The 20,195-nt window shown below is 70.5% G+C and carries 20 protein-coding genes; 10 read left to right on the top strand and 10 right to left on the bottom strand.

Features of this window, described 5'->3' with window-relative positions; translation table 11 throughout:
• Positions 1-541: 541 nt before the first annotated feature.
• Together ppdK and dusB are read right to left on the bottom strand one after the other, a co-directional pair.
• Positions 542-3,253, bottom strand: a complete 2,712-nt coding sequence (gene ppdK, locus AMK26_RS02615; RefSeq protein ID WP_073751466.1) for a pyruvate, phosphate dikinase — start codon at positions 3,251-3,253, stop codon at positions 542-544.
• Positions 3,254-3,805: 552 nt separating this feature from the next.
• Entirely contained in the window at positions 3,806-4,942 is a 1,137-nt protein-coding gene (gene dusB, locus AMK26_RS02610; protein WP_073751464.1) for a tRNA dihydrouridine synthase DusB, read from the bottom strand.
• A 57-nt stretch (positions 4,943-4,999) separates the two neighbouring features.
• On the opposite strand from dusB, the gene AMK26_RS02605 reads away from it, so the two are divergent.
• The gene (locus AMK26_RS02605; protein WP_073751461.1) at positions 5,000-6,415 is read left to right on the top strand and encodes an MFS transporter; all 1,416 of its coding nucleotides are present in this window, start codon (positions 5,000-5,002) and stop codon (positions 6,413-6,415) included.
• Here AMK26_RS02605 and AMK26_RS02600 read toward each other — a convergent pair.
• Positions 6,391-7,242, bottom strand: a complete 852-nt coding sequence (locus AMK26_RS02600; protein ID WP_073751459.1) for an MmyB family transcriptional regulator — start codon at positions 7,240-7,242, stop codon at positions 6,391-6,393. The genes AMK26_RS02605 and AMK26_RS02600 overlap by 25 nt on opposite strands.
• A gap of 53 nt (positions 7,243-7,295) precedes the next feature.
• On the opposite strand from AMK26_RS02600, the gene AMK26_RS02595 reads away from it, so the two are divergent.
• Positions 7,296-8,783: an MFS transporter gene (locus AMK26_RS02595; RefSeq protein WP_079277410.1), complete on the top strand. Its 1,488-nt coding sequence runs from the start codon at positions 7,296-7,298 to the stop codon at positions 8,781-8,783.
• A gap of 81 nt (positions 8,784-8,864) precedes the next feature.
• Here AMK26_RS02595 and AMK26_RS02590 read toward each other — a convergent pair whose 3' ends face one another.
• Together AMK26_RS02590 and AMK26_RS02585 are read right to left on the bottom strand one after the other, a co-directional pair.
• Positions 8,865-9,119 (bottom strand): DUF6243 family protein, encoded by a 255-nt coding sequence (locus AMK26_RS02590; RefSeq protein ID WP_073751455.1) that lies wholly within the window; start codon positions 9,117-9,119, stop codon positions 8,865-8,867.
• A 231-nt stretch (positions 9,120-9,350) separates the two neighbouring features.
• Entirely contained in the window at positions 9,351-10,733 is a 1,383-nt protein-coding gene (locus AMK26_RS02585) for a glycine--tRNA ligase (protein ID WP_073751453.1), read from the bottom strand.
• Between the two features lie 144 nt (positions 10,734-10,877).
• On the opposite strand from AMK26_RS02585, the gene AMK26_RS02580 reads away from it, so the two are divergent.
• From AMK26_RS02580 to AMK26_RS02565, 4 genes are all read left to right on the top strand, one after another.
• On the top strand, positions 10,878-11,852 hold the full coding sequence (locus AMK26_RS02580) for a metal ABC transporter substrate-binding protein (RefSeq protein WP_073751451.1): 975 nt from the start codon (positions 10,878-10,880) through the stop codon (positions 11,850-11,852).
• A 28-nt stretch (positions 11,853-11,880) separates the two neighbouring features.
• On the top strand, positions 11,881-12,672 hold the full coding sequence (locus AMK26_RS02575) for a metal ABC transporter ATP-binding protein (protein WP_073751449.1): 792 nt from the start codon (positions 11,881-11,883) through the stop codon (positions 12,670-12,672).
• Between the two features lies 1 nt (position 12,673).
• Positions 12,674-13,582, top strand: a complete 909-nt coding sequence (locus AMK26_RS02570) for a metal ABC transporter permease (RefSeq protein WP_073751447.1) — start codon at positions 12,674-12,676, stop codon at positions 13,580-13,582.
• Positions 13,583-13,657: 75 nt separating this feature from the next.
• Complete coding sequence (locus AMK26_RS02565) at positions 13,658-14,065, top strand: Fur family transcriptional regulator (protein WP_198943973.1); 408 nt, start codon at positions 13,658-13,660, stop codon at positions 14,063-14,065.
• 59 nt (positions 14,066-14,124) lie between these two features.
• On the opposite strand, the gene AMK26_RS02560 is transcribed toward AMK26_RS02565, so the two are convergent.
• From AMK26_RS02560 to recO, 3 genes are read right to left on the bottom strand one after another with little or no spacing between them, the layout of a single operon-like run.
• Positions 14,125-14,670 carry a YcxB family protein gene (locus AMK26_RS02560; RefSeq protein WP_143608434.1) on the bottom strand — a complete coding sequence of 182 codons (546 nt, stop codon included), beginning with the start codon at positions 14,668-14,670 and terminating at the stop codon, positions 14,125-14,127.
• A gap of 48 nt (positions 14,671-14,718) precedes the next feature.
• Positions 14,719-15,594 carry an isoprenyl transferase gene (locus tag AMK26_RS02555; RefSeq protein ID WP_073751441.1) on the bottom strand — a complete coding sequence of 292 codons (876 nt, stop codon included), beginning with the start codon at positions 15,592-15,594 and terminating at the stop codon, positions 14,719-14,721.
• Between the two features lie 33 nt (positions 15,595-15,627).
• Positions 15,628-16,374 (bottom strand): DNA repair protein RecO, encoded by a 747-nt coding sequence (recO, locus tag AMK26_RS02550; protein WP_073751439.1) that lies wholly within the window; start codon positions 16,372-16,374, stop codon positions 15,628-15,630.
• A gap of 327 nt (positions 16,375-16,701) precedes the next feature.
• Here recO and AMK26_RS02545 point away from each other — a divergent pair, with 327 nt between their 5' ends.
• Positions 16,702-17,049 carry a hypothetical protein gene (locus AMK26_RS02545; protein WP_073752958.1) on the top strand — a complete coding sequence of 116 codons (348 nt, stop codon included), beginning with the start codon at positions 16,702-16,704 and terminating at the stop codon, positions 17,047-17,049.
• Positions 17,046-17,306, top strand: a complete 261-nt coding sequence (locus AMK26_RS02540) for a hypothetical protein (protein ID WP_073751437.1) — start codon at positions 17,046-17,048, stop codon at positions 17,304-17,306. The genes AMK26_RS02545 and AMK26_RS02540 overlap by 4 nt, the downstream gene beginning before the upstream one ends.
• Before the next feature lie 2 nt (positions 17,307-17,308).
• On the opposite strand, the gene AMK26_RS02535 is transcribed toward AMK26_RS02540, so the two are convergent.
• Both AMK26_RS02535 and AMK26_RS37570 read right to left on the bottom strand, forming a co-directional pair.
• The gene (locus AMK26_RS02535; protein ID WP_073751435.1) at positions 17,309-17,524 is read right to left on the bottom strand and encodes a hypothetical protein; all 216 of its coding nucleotides are present in this window, start codon (positions 17,522-17,524) and stop codon (positions 17,309-17,311) included.
• Positions 17,521-17,727 carry a hypothetical protein gene (locus AMK26_RS37570; RefSeq protein ID WP_073752956.1) on the bottom strand — a complete coding sequence of 69 codons (207 nt, stop codon included), beginning with the start codon at positions 17,725-17,727 and terminating at the stop codon, positions 17,521-17,523. The genes AMK26_RS02535 and AMK26_RS37570 overlap by 4 nt, the downstream gene beginning before the upstream one ends.
• Positions 17,728-17,871: 144 nt before the next feature.
• Here AMK26_RS37570 and AMK26_RS02525 point away from each other — a divergent pair, with 144 nt between their 5' ends.
• Positions 17,872-18,711, top strand: a complete 840-nt coding sequence (locus AMK26_RS02525) for a helix-turn-helix domain-containing protein (protein ID WP_073751433.1) — start codon at positions 17,872-17,874, stop codon at positions 18,709-18,711.
• Complete coding sequence (locus AMK26_RS02520; protein ID WP_073751431.1) at positions 18,693-18,965, top strand: DUF397 domain-containing protein; 273 nt, start codon at positions 18,693-18,695, stop codon at positions 18,963-18,965. The genes AMK26_RS02525 and AMK26_RS02520 overlap by 19 nt, the downstream gene beginning before the upstream one ends.
• The last annotated feature ends 1,230 nt before the right edge of the window (positions 18,966-20,195 follow it).

Below are 20,195 nucleotides of genomic sequence, written 5' to 3'. Positions count from 1 at the left end.
CCTGTTGCATCCGCAATCACCCCCCGCCAATGAGTATGCATGCCATCACAGGCCGTCACCACGGCATTTCAGCCACACTTGAAACGCATCGCGGAGACCGGGGGTGAACCGAAAAGCTGTACGCCGTCGGGCAGGAAACCTTCAGGACCGAGGTGACGTGGTGAAGACCGTGGGGGGCTTCGCACGTCCGGCGGCGGACCTGAAAGGTTGCGGCTCTCCCGCCCGGCAGGGGTAATGGGGCGCGGTCGGCGGGTGGGGATCCGGTGGCCGCGCTCCGCCCGTTCTTTGCGGGATGAATCGACGCGCTTTGACCGGACGTATACGGAAGATAAAGGTCCGGGGTTCAACAGCCAAGAATTCAACCGGCCGCAAGGCAACAGGAACCTACATTTCTCCCCGCGGCGGCCCGTTGAAGCACGCGAGCATGACGATGGGGCGGACACCTCCGCACAGGTGTCCGCCCCATCTCTCTTGCGTACCGGAGCCGCCGCCGATCGGTGAGGGTCGGGGACCGACGACGGCTCCGGGGCCTACCTCCGGCTCAGCGGCTGTCGCTGCCGCTCGACTGCGCCGCCGCGCGGCCCGCCTCCAGGCGCGCCACCGGGATCCGGAAGGGCGAGCAGGAGACGTAGTCCAGGCCCACCTCGTGGAAGAAGTGCACCGACTCCGGGTCACCGCCGTGCTCGCCGCACACGCCGAGCTTGATGTCCGGGCGGGTGGCCCGGCCGGCCTCGACGGCGCTGCGCACCAGCGCGCCCACGCCGTCCTTGTCGATCGTCTCGAACGGGCTGACGCCGAAGATGCCCTTCTCCAGGTACGCGGTGAAGAAGCTGGCCTCCACGTCGTCCCGCGAGAAGCCCCACACCGTCTGGGTGAGGTCGTTCGTGCCGAAGGAGAAGAACTCGGCGCACTCGGCGATCTGACCGGCGGTCACGGCGGCGCGCGGCAGCTCGATCATCGTGCCGAGCGCCAGCTTCAGCTCGACGCCGGTCTGCGCCTGCACCTCGGCGATGACCTGCTCGGCCTCGTCGCGGACCAGCTCCAGCTCCTGGACGGTGCCCACCAGCGGGATCATGATCTCGGCGCGCGGGTCGCCCTTGGCCTCGATCCGCTGGGCGGCGGCCTCGGCGATGGCCCGCACCTGCATGGTGAACAGGCCGGGGATGACCAGGCCGAGGCGTACGCCGCGCAGACCCAGCATCGGGTTCTGCTCGTGCAGCCGGTGCACGGCCTGCAGGAGCCGCAGCTCGTTCTCGTGGGGCTCCTTGCGGGCCTCGGCGAGGGCGACGCGCACCGACAGCTCGGTGATGTCGGGCAGGAACTCGTGCAGCGGCGGGTCCAGCAGACGCACCGTCACCGGCAGGCCGTCCATCGCCTCGAACAGCTCGACGAAGTCGTCCTTCTGGAGCGGCAGCAGGGCCTTGAGGGCCTCGTCGCGCTCCGCGTCCGTGTCGGCGAGGATGAGCCGCTCGACGTACTGGCGGCGGTCGCCGAGGAACATGTGCTCGGTGCGGCACAGGCCGATGCCCTGGGCGCCGAAGCGCCGCGCCCGCGAGGCGTCCTCGGCGTTGTCGGCGTTGGCCCGTACGCGCAGCCGGCGTACTCGGTCCGCGTACGCCATGATCCGGTGCACCGCCTGGACCAGCTCGTCGGCGTCGTCGGCGCCGGCGTGCATCCGGCCCTCGAAGTACTCGACGACCGGCGACGGCACGACCGGGACCTCACCGAGGTACACCTTGCCGGTGGAGCCGTCGATGGAGACGACGTCGCCCTCCTCGACGACGTGGCCACCCGGCACGGTCATCCGGCGGCGCTTGGTGTCGACCTCCAGCTCCTCCGCGCCGCAGACACAGGTCTTGCCCATGCCTCGCGCCACGACGGCCGCGTGGGAGGTCTTGCCGCCGCGCGAGGTCAGGATGCCCTCGGCGGCGATCATGCCGTCCAGGTCGTCGGGGTTGGTCTCGCGGCGGATCAGGATGACCTTCTCGCCGGACCGGGACCACTTGACGGCGGTGTACGAGTCGAAGACGGCCTTGCCGACCGCCGCGCCCGGGGAGGCGGCGATACCGCGCCCGACCTGCTCGACCGCCGCCTTCTCGTCGAAGCGCGGGAACATCAGCTGGGCGAGCTGGGCGCCGTTGACGCGCTGGAGCGCCTCGGCCTCGTCGATCAGGCCCTGGTCGACGAGCTGCGTCGCGATCCGGAAGGCGGCACCGGCGGTGCGCTTGCCGACGCGGGTCTGGAGCATCCACAGCTGGCCGCGCTCGATGGTGAACTCGATGTCGCAGAGATCCTTGTAGTGGTTCTCCAGCGTCTCCATGATCTGCATCAGCTGGTCGTACGACTTCTTGTCGATCGACTCGAGGTCGGCCAGCGGCACGGTGTTGCGGATACCGGCGACGACGTCCTCGCCCTGCGCGTTCTGCAGGTAGTCGCCGTACACGCCCTGGTGGCCGGAGGCGGGGTCGCGGGTGAAGGCGACACCGGTGCCGGAGTCGGGGCCGAGGTTGCCGAAGACCATGGAGCAGACGTTGACGGCGGTGCCGAGGTCGTGCGGGATGCGCTCCTGGCGGCGGTACAGCTTGGCGCGCTCGCCGTTCCAGGAGTCGAAGACGGCCTTGATGGCCAGGTCCATCTGCTCACGCGGGTCCTGCGGGAAGTCGCGGCCGGCCTCGGCCTTGACGATCTTCTTGAACTGCTTGACCAGCTTCTTCAGGTCGGCCGCGTCGAGGTCGGTGTCGACGGTGACCTTCTTGGCGGCCTTGGCCTCCTCGAGGGCCTCCTCGAAGAGCTCGCCGTCCACACCGAGGACGGTCTTGCCGAACATCTGGATAAGGCGCCGGTACGAGTCCCAGGCGAACCGCTCGTCCCCGGCCTGCTGGGCCAGGCCCTCGACGGACGTGTCGGAGAGTCCGATGTTGAGGACGGTGTCCATCATTCCGGGCATGGAGAACTTGGCGCCGGAACGGACGGAGACCAGGAGCGGGTTGTCGGCCTGGCCGAGCTTCTTGCCCATCTTCTTCTCGAGGGCGTCGAGGTGCGCGGTGACCTCGTCCCGCAGCTCGACGGGCTCGTCGCCGCTGTCGAGGTAGACCTTGCAGGCCTCGGTGGTGATGGTGAAGCCGGGAGGCACGGGGAGACCAAGGTTGGTCATCTCGGCGAGGTTCGCACCTTTACCGCCGAGCAGGTCCTTGAGGTCCTTGTTGCCCTCGGTGAAGTCGTACACGAACTTCTGATCTTTGTTTTCCGACACGGGTCTCGACTCCTCGAGGACTCGGTGGCTGCCCTGACGGCGAGGAACATACCCAGATCGAAGGCTTCTGGGTACGTACGCCTACCCGTCATACGGCCTTAACCACCCGTCCGCCAGCAGATCGAAAGTGACTGAGCGGTAGGTTTCGCGGGCGGGACCCTTCAGCCTCCGAACGAGCCTTGACTCAAAGCTGAAAGTAGCCGCTCACATGAGCGGACAGTAAGCCAGGTGAGTTCAACTCTTGAACACAAGAAGCGTGGCACTCAGTGCCACGCTTTGAGAAGTGCAGCCACCCTATTCACGCTCATCTGAGCGCCACCCCTATCAGGGGTGGCGAGAATCACGCCCCTCAGGAGCGCCGCATTCCACTATCCGGAACGCCCTGACGCGCCGGTAAGACCGACGGCCGACAGCCGCCGACGGCGAGACCACCCCACAGGAGCCCCGCACCCGACGTCCCCATCCGCACGGGTGGTGCGGGTGGGAACCCCAGCCCGCCCGGCGGCCGAGCGAGGCGACGAACCCGCCCCAGGGCCCCCGGGACTCCGGGGCTCACCCCCCGGACGTGTCCAGCTCCGCGTCCGCGCCGATCGCCGAGCAGTCGTACGGGTCCTTCAGCCAGCCGTCCGGCAGCACCACCCGGTTGTTCCCGGACGTCCGCCCACGCGGCCCGTCCGCGCCCACCGGCCACGCCTGGTCCAGGTCCAGCGCGCTCAGCTGAGCGCGCAGCTCGTCCAGCGACGACGTGACCGCCAGCCGCTTGCGCATCTCGGACCCGACCGCGAACCCCTTCAGGTACCAGGCCACGTGCTTACGGAAGTCGATGACACCCCGCGTCTCGTCGCCGATCCACTCCCCCAGCAGCCGCGCGTGCCGCACCATCACGTCCGCGACCTCGCGCAGCGTGGGCGTCGCCGCCGCACCCGTACCCTCGAACGCCGCCACCAGGTCGCCGAAGAGCCACGGCCGCCCCAGGCACCCGCGTCCCACCACGACCCCGTCGCAGCCGGTCTCGCGCATCATCCGCAGCGCGTCGGCGGCGCACCAGATGTCGCCGTTGCCGAGCACCGGGATCTCCGGGACGTGCTCCTTGAGCCGGGCGATGGCGTCCCAGTCGGCCGTACCGCCGTAGTGCTGGGCCGCCGTGCGCCCGTGCAGCGCGATCGCCGTCACGCCCTCTTCGACGGCGATACGCCCCGCGTCCAGGAAGGTGATGTGGTCGTCGTCGATGCCCTTGCGCATCTTCATCGTGACCGGCAGGTCCCCGGCGTTGGAGACCGCCTCGTTGAGGATCGCCCGCAGCAGGGGCCGCTTGTAGGGCAGGGCGGAGCCGCCGCCCTTCCGCGTCACCTTGGGCACCGGGCAGCCGAAGTTCAGGTCGATGTGGTCCGCGAGGTCCTCGTCGACGATCATCCGGACCGCCTTGCCGACGGTCACCGGGTCGACCCCGTACAGCTGGATCGACCGGGGCGTCTCCGTCTCGTCGAAGTGGATCAGCTGCATGGTCTTCTCGTTGCGCTCGACCAGCGCCCGCGTCGTGATCATCTCGCTCACGAACAGGCCCTTGCCGCCGCTGAACTCACGGCAGAGGGTACGGAAGGGGGCGTTGGTGATGCCGGCCATCGGCGCGAGCACCACCGGGGGCTGCACGGTGTGCGGCCCGATGGCAAGAGGACTGAACGCGGTCATGCCCCCCATTGTCACCCACACACCGAGCGGATCGTTAGTTAGGCGTACTTTGGATATATGCCCGAGCTCTCCCCCCGCCGACGGCTGCTGGTCCTGGCGATCTGCTGCATGAGCCTGCTGATCGTCAGCCTCGACAACACCGTCCTGAACGTCGCCCTCCCCTCCATGCGCCGCGAGCTGCACGCGGACGTGGCCGGTATGCAGTGGACCATCGACGCCTACACCCTCGTCCTCGCGTCCCTGCTGATGCTCGCCGGCTCCACCGCCGACCGGATCGGCCGCCGCAAAATCTTCATGGCCGGCCTCGTCCTCTTCACGGCCGGCTCCTTGCTGTGCTCCCTCGCGCCGAACCTGGAGATGCTGATCGCCTTCCGCATGGTCCAGGCCGTGGGCGGCTCCATGCTCAACCCGGTCGCCATGTCGATCATCACCAACACCTTCACCGAGCCACGCGCGCGTGCCCGTGCCATCGGCGTATGGGGTGGCGTCGTGGGCATCTCCATGGCGGCGGGCCCGCTGGTCGGCGGGGTGCTCACCGACTCCGTCGGCTGGCGCTCCATCTTCTGGATCAACCTGCCGGTCGGCCTGGCCGCCCTGCTCCTCACCCTCCGGTACGTCCCCGAGTCCCGCGCCCCCAGGCCGCGCCGCGTGGACCCGGTCGGCCAGCTCCTCATCGTCGTGCTCCTCGGCTCACTGACGTACGCGATCATCGAGACCGACCTGGTCTGCGCCATCGCCGCCGCCCTCGCCCTCCTCGCCCTGCTGCTGTACGAGCCGAGGCGCGCCGAGCCGCTGATCGACCTGCGCTTCTTCCGCAGCGCCCCGTTCAGCGGGGCCACGGTCATCGCGGTGTGCGCGTTCGCGGCCCTCGGCGGGTTCCTCTTCGTCAACACCCTGTACCTGCAGGACGTGCGCGGGCTGTCCGCCCTGCACGCCGGGCTGTACATGCTGCCGATGGCGGCGCTCACCTTCGTCTGCGCGCCCCTGTCCGGGCGGCTGGTCGGCAGCCGTGGCCCGCGCCTGCCGCTGCTGATCGCGGGCGTGACGATGACCGCGAGCGGCGTGCTGTTCGCGGCGTTCGAGGCGGAGACGTCCACGCCGCTGCTGTTCACCGGGTACATCCTCTTCGGCCTCGGCTTCGGCATGGTGAACGCCCCCATCACCGACACGGCCGTCTCCGGCATGCCCCGCGCCCAGGCGGGCGTCGCCGCCGCCGTCGCCTCCACCAGCCGGCAGATCGGCCAGACGCTGGGCGTCGCGGTCATCGGCGCCGTCCTCGCCGCCGGCGTCTCGCCCGCCTCGCACACGGACGGCTTCGTCGACGCCAGCCGCCCCGCCTGGTGGGTCATCGCCGGATGCGGCCTGAGCGTCCTGCTGGTGGGCGCGGCGACCAGCGGCGCCTGGGCGCGCTCCACGGCCGAGCGGACCGCGCGGCGCCTGGAGGAGCCTCAGCCGGTGAGCGCCAGCTCCTGAAGCTTCTCCAGCCCGGCGCGCGACGCGTCGTCCAGCGGTACGTACGTCACCAGGCGGGGGCCCGCCGCCGGGCCCAGCCACAGGTTGGTGTGCTCCAGGTGCAGCGGTCCGACGAGGGCGTTGCGGATGACCTTCGTACGGCCGCCCTGGGTGAGCACCTCGTGGCGCGCCCAGATCTCCCGGAACTCCGGCGAGGCCGCCTCCAGCCGCGCCAGCAGCGCCTTCCACGCGGGCTCGGCCAGGTGCTCGGCCATGGCCGCCCGGAACTTGGCGGCCATCGCCCGGTTCACCTCCGGAAGGTCGGTCACGGCCGCGCGCCAGTCGTCGTTGGTGAAGGTGAGCCACAGGGAGTTGCGGTCGGCGGGCGGGACGGCGTCGAGGTCGCACAGGAGCCGCCCGTAGGTGCGGTTGTGGGCGAGGATGTCGTACCGGCTGTTCTGGATGCAGGCCGGTACGGGTTCCAGCTGGTCGAGCAGCTGGCGCAGGCCGGGGGTGACGGTCGGGCAGGGCGTGCCGGGCGCCGGGTCGGCCGCGCCGGCCAGCGCGAAGAGGTGGGCGCGCTCCCCGGCGTCGAGGAGCAGCGCGCGGGCGAGCGCGTCGAGGACCTGCGGGGACACCTGGATGTCCCGGGCCTGTTCGAGCCAGGTGTACCAGGTGACGCCCACGGCGGAGAGCTGGGCGACCTCTTCGCGGCGCAGCCCCGGGGTGCGCCGGCGGCGGCCTCGCGGCAGGCCGACCTGTTCGGGGGTGATCCGTTCACGGCGGCTGCGCAGGAACCCGGCGAGTTCGTGCCTGCGTACGTCGGTTTCCTCGGCCATCGTGGTCATGCCTTCATCGTGGCGTACGCCCCAGGGTGTTGCCAGGTAGTGCTTGTACCAGGATGAACAGACTCTGGTACCAGGCTGGGAAACGCCGGAGGGTCGAGGGCGTGAGTACATCGACCACACCTCCCCGCGCCCTTCCGGCGACCGTCCCCACGCGCCACCCCGCTCGGCTCGGTCCTATCGGCCTGTTCACCGTGCTGCTCGGCTCCGCGCTGCCGCTCATCGACTTCTTCATCGTCAACGTCGCGCTGCCGACCATCGACCACGACCTCGCCGCCGGCCCGGCCATGCTGGAGCTGGTGGTCGCCGGGTACGGCCTCGCGTACGCCGTGCTGCTGGTCCTGGGCGGCCGGCTCGGCGACCTGTTCGGCCGGCGGCGGCTGTTCCTCGCGGGCATGGCCGCCTTCGGGCTCACCTCCCTTGCGTGCGGCCTGGCGCCGGACGCCTGGACCCTCGTCGGGGCGCGGGTGGCGCAGGGTGCCGCGTCGGCGCTGATGCTCCCGCAGGTGCTGGCGACCATCCAGGCCACGACGGAGGGCCCGCGCCGCGCCAAGGCGCTCAGCCTGTACGGGGCGACGGCCGGGCTGTCGATGGTGGCCGGCCAGATCCTGGGCGGCGTCCTGGTCGCGGCGGACATCGCCGGCACCGGCTGGCGGGCCATCTTCCTGGTGAACGTCCCGGTGGCGCTGCTCGGTCTTGCCCTGGCCTCCCGCACGGTGCCGGACACCCGCGCGGAGCGGCCCGCTCCCGTCGACGTACCGGGCACCCTGCTGCTGGCGGTCGCGCTGCTCACCCTGCTCGCTCCGCTGACGGAGGGCCGTGCGGCGGGCTGGCCGCTGTGGACGTGGCTCTCCCTGGCCGTCTTCCCGTTCGTGGCCCGGGCGTTCTGGTGGGCGGAGCGGCGCGCGGACCGGCAGGGGCGTACGCCGCTGGTCCCGCCGAGCCTGCTGCGGCTGGTTTCACTGCGGCGCGGGCTGGCCCTGGTGCTGCCGCTCTCGACCGGCTTCGGCGGCTTCATGTTCGTGATCGCGGTGGCGCTGCAGCAGGGGCTCGGCATGGGCGCGGTGGTGTCCGGCGTGGCGCTGGTGCCCATGGCGCTGGCCTTCCTCGGCGCGTCGCTGGCCGGGCCGCGCCTGGTGCGGCGGTACGGGAGCCGGATCGTGACGGCCGGCGGCCTGATCCAGGGCGCCGGCCTGCTCGTCCTCGTCGCCACCGTGCGGGCCGGCTGGCCGGGGCTCGTCGCCCTGGAGCTGCTCCCGGGGATGGCGCTGGCCGGCCTGGGCCAGGGCCTTCAGCTGCCGGTGCTGTTCCGGATCGTCCTGTCCGACGTGCCGGCGGAACGCGCCGGGGTGGGCAGCGGCGTGATGGTCACGACCCAGCAGTCCGCCCTCGCACTGGGCGTGGCCACCCTGGGCTCGCTGTTCCTGTCCCTCGCCGCCTCGTCCGGTATGCGCGCCGCGCTCGTGGTCACGCTGCTGGTCCAGCTGGGCGGGGTCGCCCTGACGGTGCTGCTGAGCCTACGCCTGCCGAGGACGGTCGGCTGAGCACCCGCGCGGGCCCGTGAAAAGGCCGGCCCGGCGCCGTCGCCACCGCGACAGCACCGGGCCGGCCTCCGGGTACGGGGGTCAGCTCGCCCGGCCGGCCTCCTCGGAGCCCGCCTGGGCGTCCGTCTCGTCCGCCTGGGCACCGGCCTGGTCAGCCTGGTCGCCCGTCTCGTCCGCCTGGGCGCGCTCGCGCATCTTGCGGAGCAGCTCCTGCTTCTGGTCCTCGGCCGCCCTGCGGTCGGCGGCGCGGGCCGGGGCGGAGCCCTGCTGGTCGGCGCGGGACATCTTCTTGCGCTGTCCCCCTACGCCGAGAAGGTTGTTACGGCTCTTGGCCACGGGTTCTCCATCGTGGTGAGAAGTGATTCGGCATGCGTCGCGTGGGGGGCGGGTGGTCGGGCCCGCCGCACTCTCACTCGTAGATCGGAAGGAATGGCATGCGGTGACGGTACCCCGCGCCGAAGGCCCCGGCAGCCGCTTTTCGCCCGCCCCCCGTGTTCGCGCGAAGGTACGCGCGAAGCCCCCGGTCCCGTACATCCGTACGGGGCCGGGGGCTTCGCGGTGCCGAGATCAGCAGCCCAGCAGGCGGCTGCCCAGGTAGCCCTGGATCTGGTCCAGGGAGACGCGCTCCTGCTTCATGGTGTCGCGCTCGCGCACGGTCACCGCGTTGTCGTCGAGGGTGTCGAAGTCGACCGTGACGCAGAACGGCGTACCGATCTCGTCCTGGCGGCGGTAGCGGCGGCCGATGGCGCCCGCGTCGTCGAACTCGATGTTCCAGTTCTTGCGCAGGTCGGCCGCGAGGCCCTTGGCCTTCGGCGACAGCTGCGGGTTGCGGGACAGCGGCAGCACCGCGACCTTGACCGGCGCGAGGCGCGGGTCGAGGCGCATCACGGTGCGCTTCTCCATGACGCCCTTGGCGTTCGGCGCCTCGTCCTCGTTGTACGCGTCGAGGAGGAAGGCCAGCATCGCGCGGCCGACACCGGCGGCGGGCTCGATGACGTACGGGGTCCAGCGCTCGCCGGCCTCCTGGTCGAAGAACGACAGGTCCGTGCCCGACGCCTTGGAGTGGGCCGACAGGTCGTAGTCGGTGCGGTTGGCGACGCCCTCCAGCTCGCCCCACTCGCTGCCGCCGAACTGGAAGCGGTACTCGATGTCGGCGGTGCGCTTGGAGTAGTGGGAGAGCTTCTCCTTGGGGTGCTCGTACCAGCGCATGTTCTCCTCACGGAGACCCAGGTCGCGGTACCAGTTCCAGCGCTGCTCCATCCAGTATTCCTGCCACTGCTCGTCCTCGCCCGGCTTGACGAAGAACTCCATCTCCATCTGCTCGAACTCGCGGGTGCGGAAGATGAAGTTGCCCGGAGTGATCTCGTTCCGGAAGGACTTGCCCATCTGCGCGATGCCGAACGGCGGCTTCTTGCGCGAAGTCTGCTGCACCTGGGCGAAGTTGGTGAAGATGCCCTGGGCCGTCTCGGGACGCAGGTAGGCGACGGAGCCGGAGTCCTGGGTCGGGCCGAGGTGCGTGGAGAGCAGGCCGGAGAACTGCTTGGGCTCGGTGAAGGTGCCCTTGTTGCCGCAGTTGGGGCAGCCCAGGTCCTTCAGGCCGTTCTCGGGGAGGCGGCCGTGCTTCTCCTCGTACGCCTCCTCCAGGTGGTCCGCGCGGAACCGCTTGTGGCAGGAGGTGCACTCGGTGAGCGGGTCGGTGAAGGTGGCGACATGGCCGGAGGCCTCCCAGACCTCGGGGGCCAGGATCACCGACGAGTCGATACCGACGACGTCCTCGCGCGAGGTGACCATGTAGCGCCACCACTGGCGCTTGAGGTTCTCCTTGAGCTCGACACCCAGCGGCCCGTAGTCCCAGGCGGCCCGCTGGCCGCCGTAGATCTCGCTGCACGGGTAGACGAAGCCACGGCGCTTGCTCAGGTTGACGATCGTGTCGATCTTGTCGGCGGCCACGGTGCTCTCTTCATAACGGTGACGACGAACGGCGAATGCTTCAGGTTACCGGCGCGCGCACCCCTGGGATCAAATCGGTGGGTGGCCGGGGCCACTTACCCGTTTTGTTGACAATCGTTTCCACTATTGTTGAAAATGAACCCCATGAACGTACGACGCCTCATACCCACCACCGCCCTCGCCGGAGCCGTGACCCTCGGCCTGGTCACACTCTCCGCCTGCGGCGGCTCCTCCGGCTCCGCCTCCGCCAACGAGGACGGCAAGCTGGACGTCGTGGCGTCGTTCTACCCCATGCAGTTCCTGGCCGAGGAGATCGGCGGCGAGCACGTCTCCGTCACCACCCTCACCAAGCCGGGCGTCGAGCCGCACGACCTGGAGCTCAAGCCGAAGCAGATCGGCGAGCTCGGCGAAGCGGACTACATCCTCTACCTCAAGGGCATCCAGCCCGCCGTCGACGAGGCCATCAAGCAGGCGGGCGTCAAGAACACCGTCGACGCCGCCACCCTCACCACGCTCGAAGAGCACGGCACCGCGACCGAGGGCCACGGCCACGGCCACGAGGGCGAAGGCGAGCACGAGGGCGAGGAAGCGGAAGCCGGAGCCGACCCGCACATCTGGCTCGACCCGGTGAAGTACGCCGAGGTCGCCAAGGGCGTCGGCGCCTCCCTGGAGAAGGCCGACCCGGACAACGCCGCCGCCTACAAGAAGAACACCGCCGAGCTGGTGAAGAAGCTCGGCGCCCTGGACACCGCGTTCAAGCAGGGCCTGAAGAACACCACCACCAAGACCTTCATCACCACCCACTCCGCCTTCGGCTACCTCGCCGAGCGGTACGGCCTGGACCAGGAGGGCATCTCCGGCATGGACCCCGAGTCCGAGCCGAGCCCCGCCCGGATCAAGGAGCTCCAGGACATCGCGAAGAAGGACAAGGTCACCACCGTCTTCTTCGAGACCCTCGCCAGCGACAAGACCGCCAGGACCCTCGCCAAGGACACCGGCCTCAAGACCGACGTCCTGGACCCGCTGGAGGGAATCACCAAGCAGTCCAAGGGCGCTGACTACATCGAGGTCATGGAGTCCAACCTCGCCGCGCTGAAGAAGGCCCTCGGCGCCAAGTGAACGACCCTCACGCAACGGAGGCAGCGACGTGAGCAGCACCGAGCCCGCCATACCGGCCAGGTCCGAGCCGGTCATATCCGTCCGCTCGGCCACCGCCTCGCTCGGCTCGCGCCCCGTGCTGCGTGGCATCGACCTCACCGTGCACCACGGTGAGGTCGTCGCGCTGCTCGGCGCCAACGGCTCCGGCAAGTCCACCGCCGTCCGGTCCGTGATCGGCCAGGTCCCGCTCACCGGCGGGACCGTCTCCCTGTTCGGTACGGAGCTGAGGCGGTTCCGCGACTGGGCGCGCGTCGGCTACGTACCGCAGCGCACCACCGCCGCCAGCGGCGTGCCCGCCACGGTCCGCGAGGTCGTCTCCTCCGGCCGCCTGTCCCGTACGAGGCTGAGGTGGCCCTCCCGGGCCGACAAGGCGGCCGTGGAGCGGGCCATCGAGCTCGTCGGGCTCGCCGACCGCGCCAAGGACTCCGTGAGCGCCCTGTCCGGCGGCCAGCACCAGCGGGTGCTGATCGCCCGGGCCCTCGCCGCCGACCCCGATCTGCTGATCATGGACGAGCCGATGGCGGGCGTCGACCTGGCCAGCCAGGAGATCCTCGCCGCCACCCTCCGCGCCAAGGTCGCCGACGGAACGACCGTACTGCTCGTCCTGCACGAGCTTGGCCCGCTGGAGCCGCTGATCGACCGCGCGGTCGTGCTGCGCGACGGCTGCGTCGTCCACGACGGACCGCCGCCCGAGGCCGTCGGCCAGCACGCCCTCCCCGGCCACGACCACGTACATCCGCACGCGGCCGACGAGCCGCTCCGCACGGGACTGCTGACCTGACATGGAAATCCTCCAGCTCGCCTTCATGCAGCGCGCGCTGCTCGCGGCCGTCCTCGTCGGCATCACCGCCCCGGCCGTCGGCATCTACCTCGTGCAGCGCCGGCAGGCCCTGATGGGCGACGGCATCGGCCACGTCGCCATGACCGGCGTAGGCCTGGGCTTCCTGATGTCCACCAACCCCGTGTGGATGGCCGCGGTCGTCTCCATCGCCGGCGCGATCACCATGGAGCTGATCCGGGCGTACGGCCGCACCCGAGGCGACATCGCGCTCGCGCTGCTCTTCTACGGCGGCATGGCGGGCGGCGTCATGCTGATCAACCTCTCGCCGACCGGCTCGAACGCCAACCTCAACTCGTACCTCTTCGGCTCCCTGTCCACGGTGTCGGAGGAGGACGTCACCGCCATCTGCATCCTGGCCGCGTTCGTGATTCTCGTCACTCTCGGGCTGCGGCGGCAGCTGTTCGCCGTCAGCCAGGACGAGGAGTTCGCCCGGGTCACCGGCCTGCCCGTACGGGTGCTGAACCTGCTGATCGCCGTCACCGCCGCCGTCACCGTCACCGTCGCCATGCGGGTCGTCGGGCTGCTGCTGGTCAGCGCCCTGATGGTGGTGCCCGTCGCCGCGGCGCAGCAGCTCGCGCGGAGCTTCCGCATGACGTTCACGCTGGCCGTGCTGATCGGTACGGGCGTGACGCTGGCCGGCACGGCGACCTCCTACTACCAGGATGTGCCGCCGGGCGCGACGATTGTCCTGCTGGCCATCGCGGTGTTCGTACTGCTGACCGTCCTGGCCACACCCCTGGCCCGGCGCCGCGCCAGGGCCACCGAGCCGGCGGCCGTGGACGGCTGCGACGTGGACGTCACGGTCACCCCGCGGGGCCCGGCGGACGACGTCACAGCCGGAAAGCTCTGACGGGACCGCCGCGGCGGCCTGGCAGAATGGCCCGACGTATGGATGAGCGGGCCGAGTGAGGAGGCACCTGTGGCGATGGCTGGAACCCCCGGCGTGCGCGGCCGGTCGACCCGGCAGCGAGCTGCCGTGTCGGCGGCGCTGAACGAGGTGGACGAGTTCCGCAGCGCGCAGGAGCTGCACGACATGCTCAAGCACCGCGGCGACTCGGTGGGCCTGACGACGGTCTACCGCACCCTGCAGTCCCTCGCCGACGCCGGCGAGGTCGACGTGCTGCGCACCAGCGACGGCGAGGCGGTCTACCGCCGCTGCTCGTCCGGCGAGCACCACCACCACCTGGTGTGCCGCATGTGCGGCAAGGCGGTGGAGGTCGAGGGCCCGGCGGTGGAGCAGTGGGCCGAGACGATCGCGGGCGAACACGGCTTCGTGAACGTGGCGCACACGGTGGAGATCTTCGGTACGTGCGCGGAGTGCGCCGCCAAGTAGGACGGCGGAGGGCCCGCACCGGACGAACATCCGGTGCGGGCCCCTTCACGTGCGCGCCGTCACATACGGGTGATGTTGCCGTCCAGGATCGCCCGCAGCCGGTCGACGCCCGCCGGATCGGCGATGGCCCGCTTGGGGAGGATGGCCATGCCCACCCCGTGCCGGTCGCCCGTGAGCAGCACGAACAGCTCGCCGGTCTCGGTGTACCGGGGCAGCGCGCCCCAGCGGTACGTCATGTCCAGGTCCCGCGAGAACTGCCGTACGCCGTCGTCGTCCACCACGACCCGGAACTCGCCCTGCGTGGCGTACATTCGGTGCACCTGCTGCCCCTGGAGCCCGGGCACCAGCACGTACAGGCCGATGACCAGGACCAGGGCCGCGACGCAGAACGCCACCCCGCCGGGGCTCGGTCCCTTCGGGCTGGTGAAGTTCAGGACGAGGGCACCCAGTATGGGGAGCCCGCACACCAGCACGAGCCCGTTCTGCAACCGCCCCGCCGGGGTGGCCTTCGCCCGGGCGCGGATCGCCCCCACAGCGTCGGCGAGGACGGGCAGATACGTCAGCTCCACGGCGTCCCGCGTCGTTGTGGACCGCTCTTCGGTCACGAGCCCTCCCAGTCGTAGGTGAGACGGCCCGTGATCGTAGCGGCCGGGTCAGACAGCCGACCCCTCGGCGGCCTCCTCCGCAGCCTGCTCGCCCTCCGGGCGGCCCTGCATGGCCAGCAGTTCCTCGTTCGGGATCGCCCCGCCGAAGCGCCGGTCGCGCTGCGCGAACTCCAGGCACGCCCGCCACAGGTCACGGCGGTCGAAGTCGGGCCACAGCACGTCCTGGAAGACCATCTCGGCGTACGCGCTCTGCCAGATCAGGTAGTTGGACGTGCGCTGCTCACCGCTGGGCCGCAGGAACAGGTCCACATCCGGCATGTCCGGGTAGTACAGGTACTTCTGGATCGTCTTCTCGCCGACCTTCGACGGGTCGAGCTTGCCCGCCTTCACGTCCTCGGCGATTTTCTGCATCGCGTCCGCCAGCTCCGCACGCCCGCCGTAGTTCATGCAGAAGTACAGCGTCAGCCGGTCGTTGTCCTTGGTCTGCTCCTGGGCGATCTGGAGCTCCTTGGCCACCGACTTCCACAGCTTCGGCATCCGGCCCACCCAGCGCACCCGGATGCCGAGCTCGTCGAGCTGGTCGCGGGTCTTGCGGATGAAGTCGCGGTTGAAGTTCATCAGGAAGCGCACCTCGTCGGGCGAGCGCTTCCAGTTCTCGGTGGAGAAGGCGTACAGGGAGATGGCCCCGACGCCCATCTCGATGCCGCCCTGCAACACGTCCAGGACGCGCTCGGCACCGACCTTGTGCCCCTCGGTACGCGGCAGGCCCCGGTCCTTCGCCCAGCGGCCGTTGCCGTCCATGACGATCGCCACATGGTTCGGCACCAGCTCGCCCGGGATCTTCGGCGGTCGCGCGCCGGACGGGTGCGGCTCGACGTCCTTGTAGTCGCGGCGGGACCGGCCCAGGAATCCGCGTCGTGCCATGCGGCTCACACTCTCCTCAATCTGCTTCAGCTTCTACTTCTCGACGTACCGGAGGGAGCGCAGCCCTCGCTCCAGATGCCAGTGCAGATACGCGGACACCAGTCCGCTCCCCTCCCTGACGTGGCGCGGCTCGCACGCGTCCGCCGTCTCCCAGTCGCCGGTCAGCAGCGCGCTGAGCAGACCGACGGCCTCCGCAGAGGGTACGACGCTCCCCGGCACCCGGCAGTCGCCGCAGACGACCCCGCCCGCCGCCACGGAGAAGAACCGGTTCGGCCCGTGGATCCCGCACCGCGCGCAGTCGTCGAAGGACGGCGCGTAACCGTTCACGGCCAGGGAGCGGAGCAGGAACGCGTCCAGGATCAGGTTCGGGGCGTGCTCCCCGCGCGACAGGGTCCGAAGCGCCCCGATGAGCAGCAGGTACTGCTGCACGGCCGGCTCGCCCTCGTGGTCCGTGAACCGCTCGGCGGTCTCCAGCATGGCCGTCCCGGCGGTGTACCGCGCGTAGTCGGTGACGATCCCGCTCCCGTACGGGGCGATCGTCTCGCTCTGCGTACACAGCGGCAGCCCGCGCCCCACCAGCTCGGAGCCCCGCGCGAAGAACTGCACGTCCACGTGGGAGAACGGCTCCAGCCGCGCCCCGAACTTCGACTTGGTGCGCCTGACGCCCCGCGCGACGGCCCGCACGCGCCCGTGCCCGCGCGTGAGGATCGTGATGATGCGGTCCGCCTCACCCAGCTTCTGGGTGCGCAGCACGATGCCGTCGTCGCGGAACAGGGTCATGGGGCCATTGTCCCGTACGGGGGAGGCGGTGCGGGCCCGGCCCGGAGATCCGGGTCCGGTCACTCGTGCCGGTGACGTGGCAGGGCTTGCCCCTGCGACAGGGGTGGGGCCGGCAACGCTGTGCGCATGAGTCTCGATGTGCGAGCGGTGTAGATCGCGGAAGGTGTGGCAGCGGCCGATGAGGTCCTGGCGGTCCTCGGCACGCCAACGGCGGAGGCACAGGCTTGGGTCGACTCCGTCATGGCCCTGGGCGTCACACCGCCGTTCCTGAAGGCCGATGGGCCGGTAGCGTACGAACCCTCGGACACACCCGTACCGGAGGCCCCTGTGAGTGCCCCGCCCGACGGCCCCTACGGCCCGCTGATCCCCATGCCCGAACTGACTCCCGATGGTCTGCGGGCGGCGGTCGCCCGTATCGCCCCCAGCCGGATCCCCGCGCTCACCCGACACCTGTTCGAGGCGACCACCAACGCCCAGCAGGCGGGGAGCCTCGCACCCCTGCGTGCGTTTGTCCATTCGTGGGCGGTGTTCGTCGCCATCGAGCGCTATCCCGAGCGAGCCGCCCGCCTGCGTGAACTGGAGCGGATCGTCGACGCGGGCGATCACGATCCCACCGAAGCCATCTCAGAGATCCGCAGCATTCACGAAGCGGCGGCCGCAGAGGCCGGGCTGTGACCGATTGGACCTGGGACTACAACCCGAGCCAGGAATACCTCACCGACGGCCTGCCGCCCGGCGTGGTGGCGGAGGCGGAGCGCCTCGCCACGGAACTCGCCGCGCTCGGGGACGAGGCGACCAGGGTCGGTCGCCCGATCGATCGCGAGGGTGGCCTGCGAGAATTCGACATCCTCAGTGGACGGGGATTCATCAGTTTTCTCGCCGTCCCCCGGCACGCGTGTGTCTACGTATGCAACATCACCTGGTACGGGTGACATCACGGCACCTCGCCCCGGCTCCGCGCGTTCACGTACGCCGTCGCCGCGCTGATCCGCTCCGCGTCCGTCGCCGGCCGCAGCCCCTCCGGCGGGCAGTCCCACTCCCGCCCCCCGCCGATGGGTCTCAGCTGTACGTACGGCCCCACGTGCCCCATCACGCGGCCCACGCGCCCGTTACGGACATCGACGACGTACGACCCGACCGGCAGGCTCATCCTCGTCCACCTTCCCCCGGCAGAGCGGCGGCCAGCCGGCGCGCCGTCTCCACCGTGCAACGTCCCAGTTCGACGAGCGGCCGAGGGGGCTCGGCGGCCCACGTGACGGGGTCCAGCCCCAGCGAGGGCAGCCTGATTCCCGCCCTTTCCAGCGCCGCACGCAATTCCGCCACGGCCTCCTTCGCGTCCTCTACGGTCCCCATCTGCTGTCGCTCGGTTTCTTCCTTCACCAACGCCGCCCTTTCCGAATCCATTTCCCGCTTACTGCCCCCAGGATGGACCCGCACCCCTAGCATTGGCAGGTGCGACAGCGCTACAACTGCGTGGCAGGACAGGGGTGTTAAGCCATGGCCAACGCAAGCTCGTCCAGGCAGGCCGCCTGGGAGTTCTACGGCATGGAGCTCAAGAAGCGGCGCGAGGCCGCGAATATGACCCAGCAGGAACTGGGGCGGCGGGTCTTCGTATCGGGCGGGTACATCGGCCAATTCGAACAGGGGATTAGGAAGCCGCAGTTGGACGTGGCGGCGAGGATCGACGAGGTCCTACAAACCGATGGTTTTTTCGAGCGGATGTGCCGCAAGCTCATCAACGCGTCGCCGTATGCGGAGTATTTCCGGGCGGTGGCGGAGCTGGAGGGGCTGGCGACGAAGATCTGCGAGTTCGCCCCGACGGTCGTACCCGGCCTGCTCCAGACCTCCGAGTACGCGCGGGCGATCACCGTGGCCGCCAACCCGTTCGTCTCCGAGGAGTACGTGGACGAGAAGGTCACCGCCCGGCTGGATCGGTCGCGGATCCTGGCGGACGCTACAAGGCCCGAGTATTGGGTGACCCTGCACGAGAACGTGCTGCGGGTCCCGGTGGGCGGCCCGGCCGTGATGGCGGCGCAGCTGGAGCACGTGGCGAGACTGGCGCGGGGTCGGGAGGTGCTGGTGACGGTGATCCCGTACGCGGCGGGGGCGCACGCGTCCATGGACGGGTCGTTGCGGCTCATGGAGTTCGAGGACGCACCGCCAACCGCCTATACGGAGACGGCGTTTTCGGGGACCTTGCTGGACGATCCGGCGGTGGTGAAGCGGGTGCAGCGGGCCTACGATCTGGTCAGGGTCGCCGCGTCGTCGCCGGAGGCGTCCCTGGCCCTGATCGAGTCGGCGGCTGAGGACTACAGACGATGCGCGACTACGACCTGAGCACCGCCCGCTGGCGCAAGAGCACCTACAGCAATGGCGAAGGCGGCAACTGCGTGGAAGTGGCGTACGACTTCCCCGGCGCCGCCCCCTGGCGGAAGAGCACGTACAGCAACGGCGAGGGCGGCGACTGCGTCGAGGTCCTCGACAACGCCCCCGGCGTCGTGCCCGTCCGGGACAGCAAGAACCCCGCCGGCCCGGTGCTCGTCGTCACCGCCCCGGCCTGGCGGACGTTCGTCGGGAGCCTGGCTCACTAAGGCCCTCGGGGCGGGCCGTCTGGTCATGGTTGCCGTTCCGGGCCGCCCTCCCTTCCGAGAGTCGCGGGCTCCGGCGCCCTGTCAAGGGCGCTTCGCGTCGGCTTCGCCGATGGGCTTCGCCCACCCTTGACAGGCCGCCTCCGCCCGCGCGTTTTCTCTCGGAGGGCGGCCCCGGGAAGCAGGCATCCCGGGGGGCCAGCCTCATTCCGGGCGCTCGTTGCCGAGGCGGCCCGGCCGGGGCAGGCGCGGCAGAGGAATGGGGCGGTGGCGCTTGGCTAAGCGGCTGGCCGCCGTCTGTCGGCCGGGGTACAAGACCTAGCTCCGGTGAGTGGTGGGTGCGCCCCAGTGCGATGGGGCATCCGGGGTCGGCTCGGCGACTGCGGCCGGGTGAGGGGCTGGGGTTCAGGCAGGTGGCTGGGGTGGGTGCGGGGCTGGGCCCGGGTGTTGCCCTGTCTGGCCGGGAGCCGGGGGGATCGTCGCTCCAGCCACACCCGTATCGGCTCACCGGAGTTGTGGGCGGGATGGGACACCTCCCTGCCGTGGTCGCCGGGCCCCTGGGTGTCCCACACCGCCCACAACTCGCCTGCCCAGGTGCCGGTGTGGCGCAGGAGGCAGGTGGGGCGTTCCCGTGAGGCGGGCGGTGCGGGTGAGGACAGGCGGGGGCAGCAGAGGGGCAGCGGCGCAGCTCTCCGGACCGGCACGACGCCCGACCGCATGCCCGGCCCAGACCTTGCCCCGGCCCGGATCAGTGCGCGGCCCCGGGCGCGAGGGCCGGGGGCCGCAGTCAGCCCCCGCCCGCAGCAGCCACCCCGACGCCCCCGCCCTTCCCAGCCCGGTCCCCGCTCAGTGGCCCCACACGCCCCACCGGCCCGCCTCTTCGCCCCCTCCAGCCACACCCGTACCGCCGCACCAGAGTTGTGGGCGGGATGAGACACCCAAAGACCCGACACCCACGACAGGGAGGTGTCCCATCCCGCCCACAACTCCCCCACCCCGCTACCGGTGTAACCCCTGCGGCGCCTGAGAGCACCACGGCCGCTCGGCTCCACCCGCCCCAACCCCGAACCCACCCCAGCCACCCGCCTGAACCCCAACCCACCCCCACCCGCAGTCGCCGAACCCAGCCCAGAAACCCCACACCACTGCCGCGCACCCACCACCCACCGAAGCGAGGTCCTGCACCGCAACCGGGAGACGGCCGCCCGCCGCCAAGCCGACAGTGAGCACCCC

Origin of the sequence: Streptomyces sp. CB03234 (assembly GCF_001905885.1) — a bacterium.
Classification (GTDB): domain Bacteria; phylum Actinomycetota; class Actinomycetes; order Streptomycetales; family Streptomycetaceae; genus Streptomyces.
Note: the sequence above shows the minus strand (reverse complement) of the source record. Positions and strands in the feature narration are given on the sequence as shown.

Bases quoted from the DNA above. Each gene is read 5' to 3' on its own strand.
- AMK26_RS02595 (WP_079277410.1), top strand. From the start codon at position 7,296: ATGAACAGACTCTGGTACCAGGCTGGGAAACGCCGGAGGGTCGAGGGC.
- AMK26_RS02580 (WP_073751451.1), top strand. From the start codon at position 10,878: ATGAACGTACGACGCCTCATACCCACCACCGCCCTCGCCGGAGCCGTG.
- AMK26_RS02600 (WP_073751459.1), bottom strand. From the start codon at position 7,242: ATGACCACGATGGCCGAGGAAACCGACGTACGCAGGCACGAACTCGCC.
- AMK26_RS02525 (WP_073751433.1), top strand. From the start codon at position 17,872: ATGGCCAACGCAAGCTCGTCCAGGCAGGCCGCCTGGGAGTTCTACGGC.
- AMK26_RS37570 (WP_073752956.1), bottom strand. From the start codon at position 17,727: ATGGGGACCGTAGAGGACGCGAAGGAGGCCGTGGCGGAATTGCGTGCG.
- AMK26_RS02570 (WP_073751447.1), top strand. From the start codon at position 12,674: ATGGAAATCCTCCAGCTCGCCTTCATGCAGCGCGCGCTGCTCGCGGCC.
- recO (WP_073751439.1), bottom strand. From the start codon at position 16,374: ATGACCCTGTTCCGCGACGACGGCATCGTGCTGCGCACCCAGAAGCTG.
- dusB (WP_073751464.1), bottom strand. From the start codon at position 4,942: ATGACCGCGTTCAGTCCTCTTGCCATCGGGCCGCACACCGTGCAGCCC.
- AMK26_RS02535 (WP_073751435.1), bottom strand. From the start codon at position 17,524: ATGAGCCTGCCGGTCGGGTCGTACGTCGTCGATGTCCGTAACGGGCGC.
- AMK26_RS02565 (WP_198943973.1), top strand. From the start codon at position 13,658: ATGGCTGGAACCCCCGGCGTGCGCGGCCGGTCGACCCGGCAGCGAGCT.
- AMK26_RS02555 (WP_073751441.1), bottom strand. From the start codon at position 15,594: ATGGCACGACGCGGATTCCTGGGCCGGTCCCGCCGCGACTACAAGGAC.
- AMK26_RS02605 (WP_073751461.1), top strand. From the start codon at position 5,000: ATGCCCGAGCTCTCCCCCCGCCGACGGCTGCTGGTCCTGGCGATCTGC.
- AMK26_RS02520 (WP_073751431.1), top strand. From the start codon at position 18,693: ATGCGCGACTACGACCTGAGCACCGCCCGCTGGCGCAAGAGCACCTAC.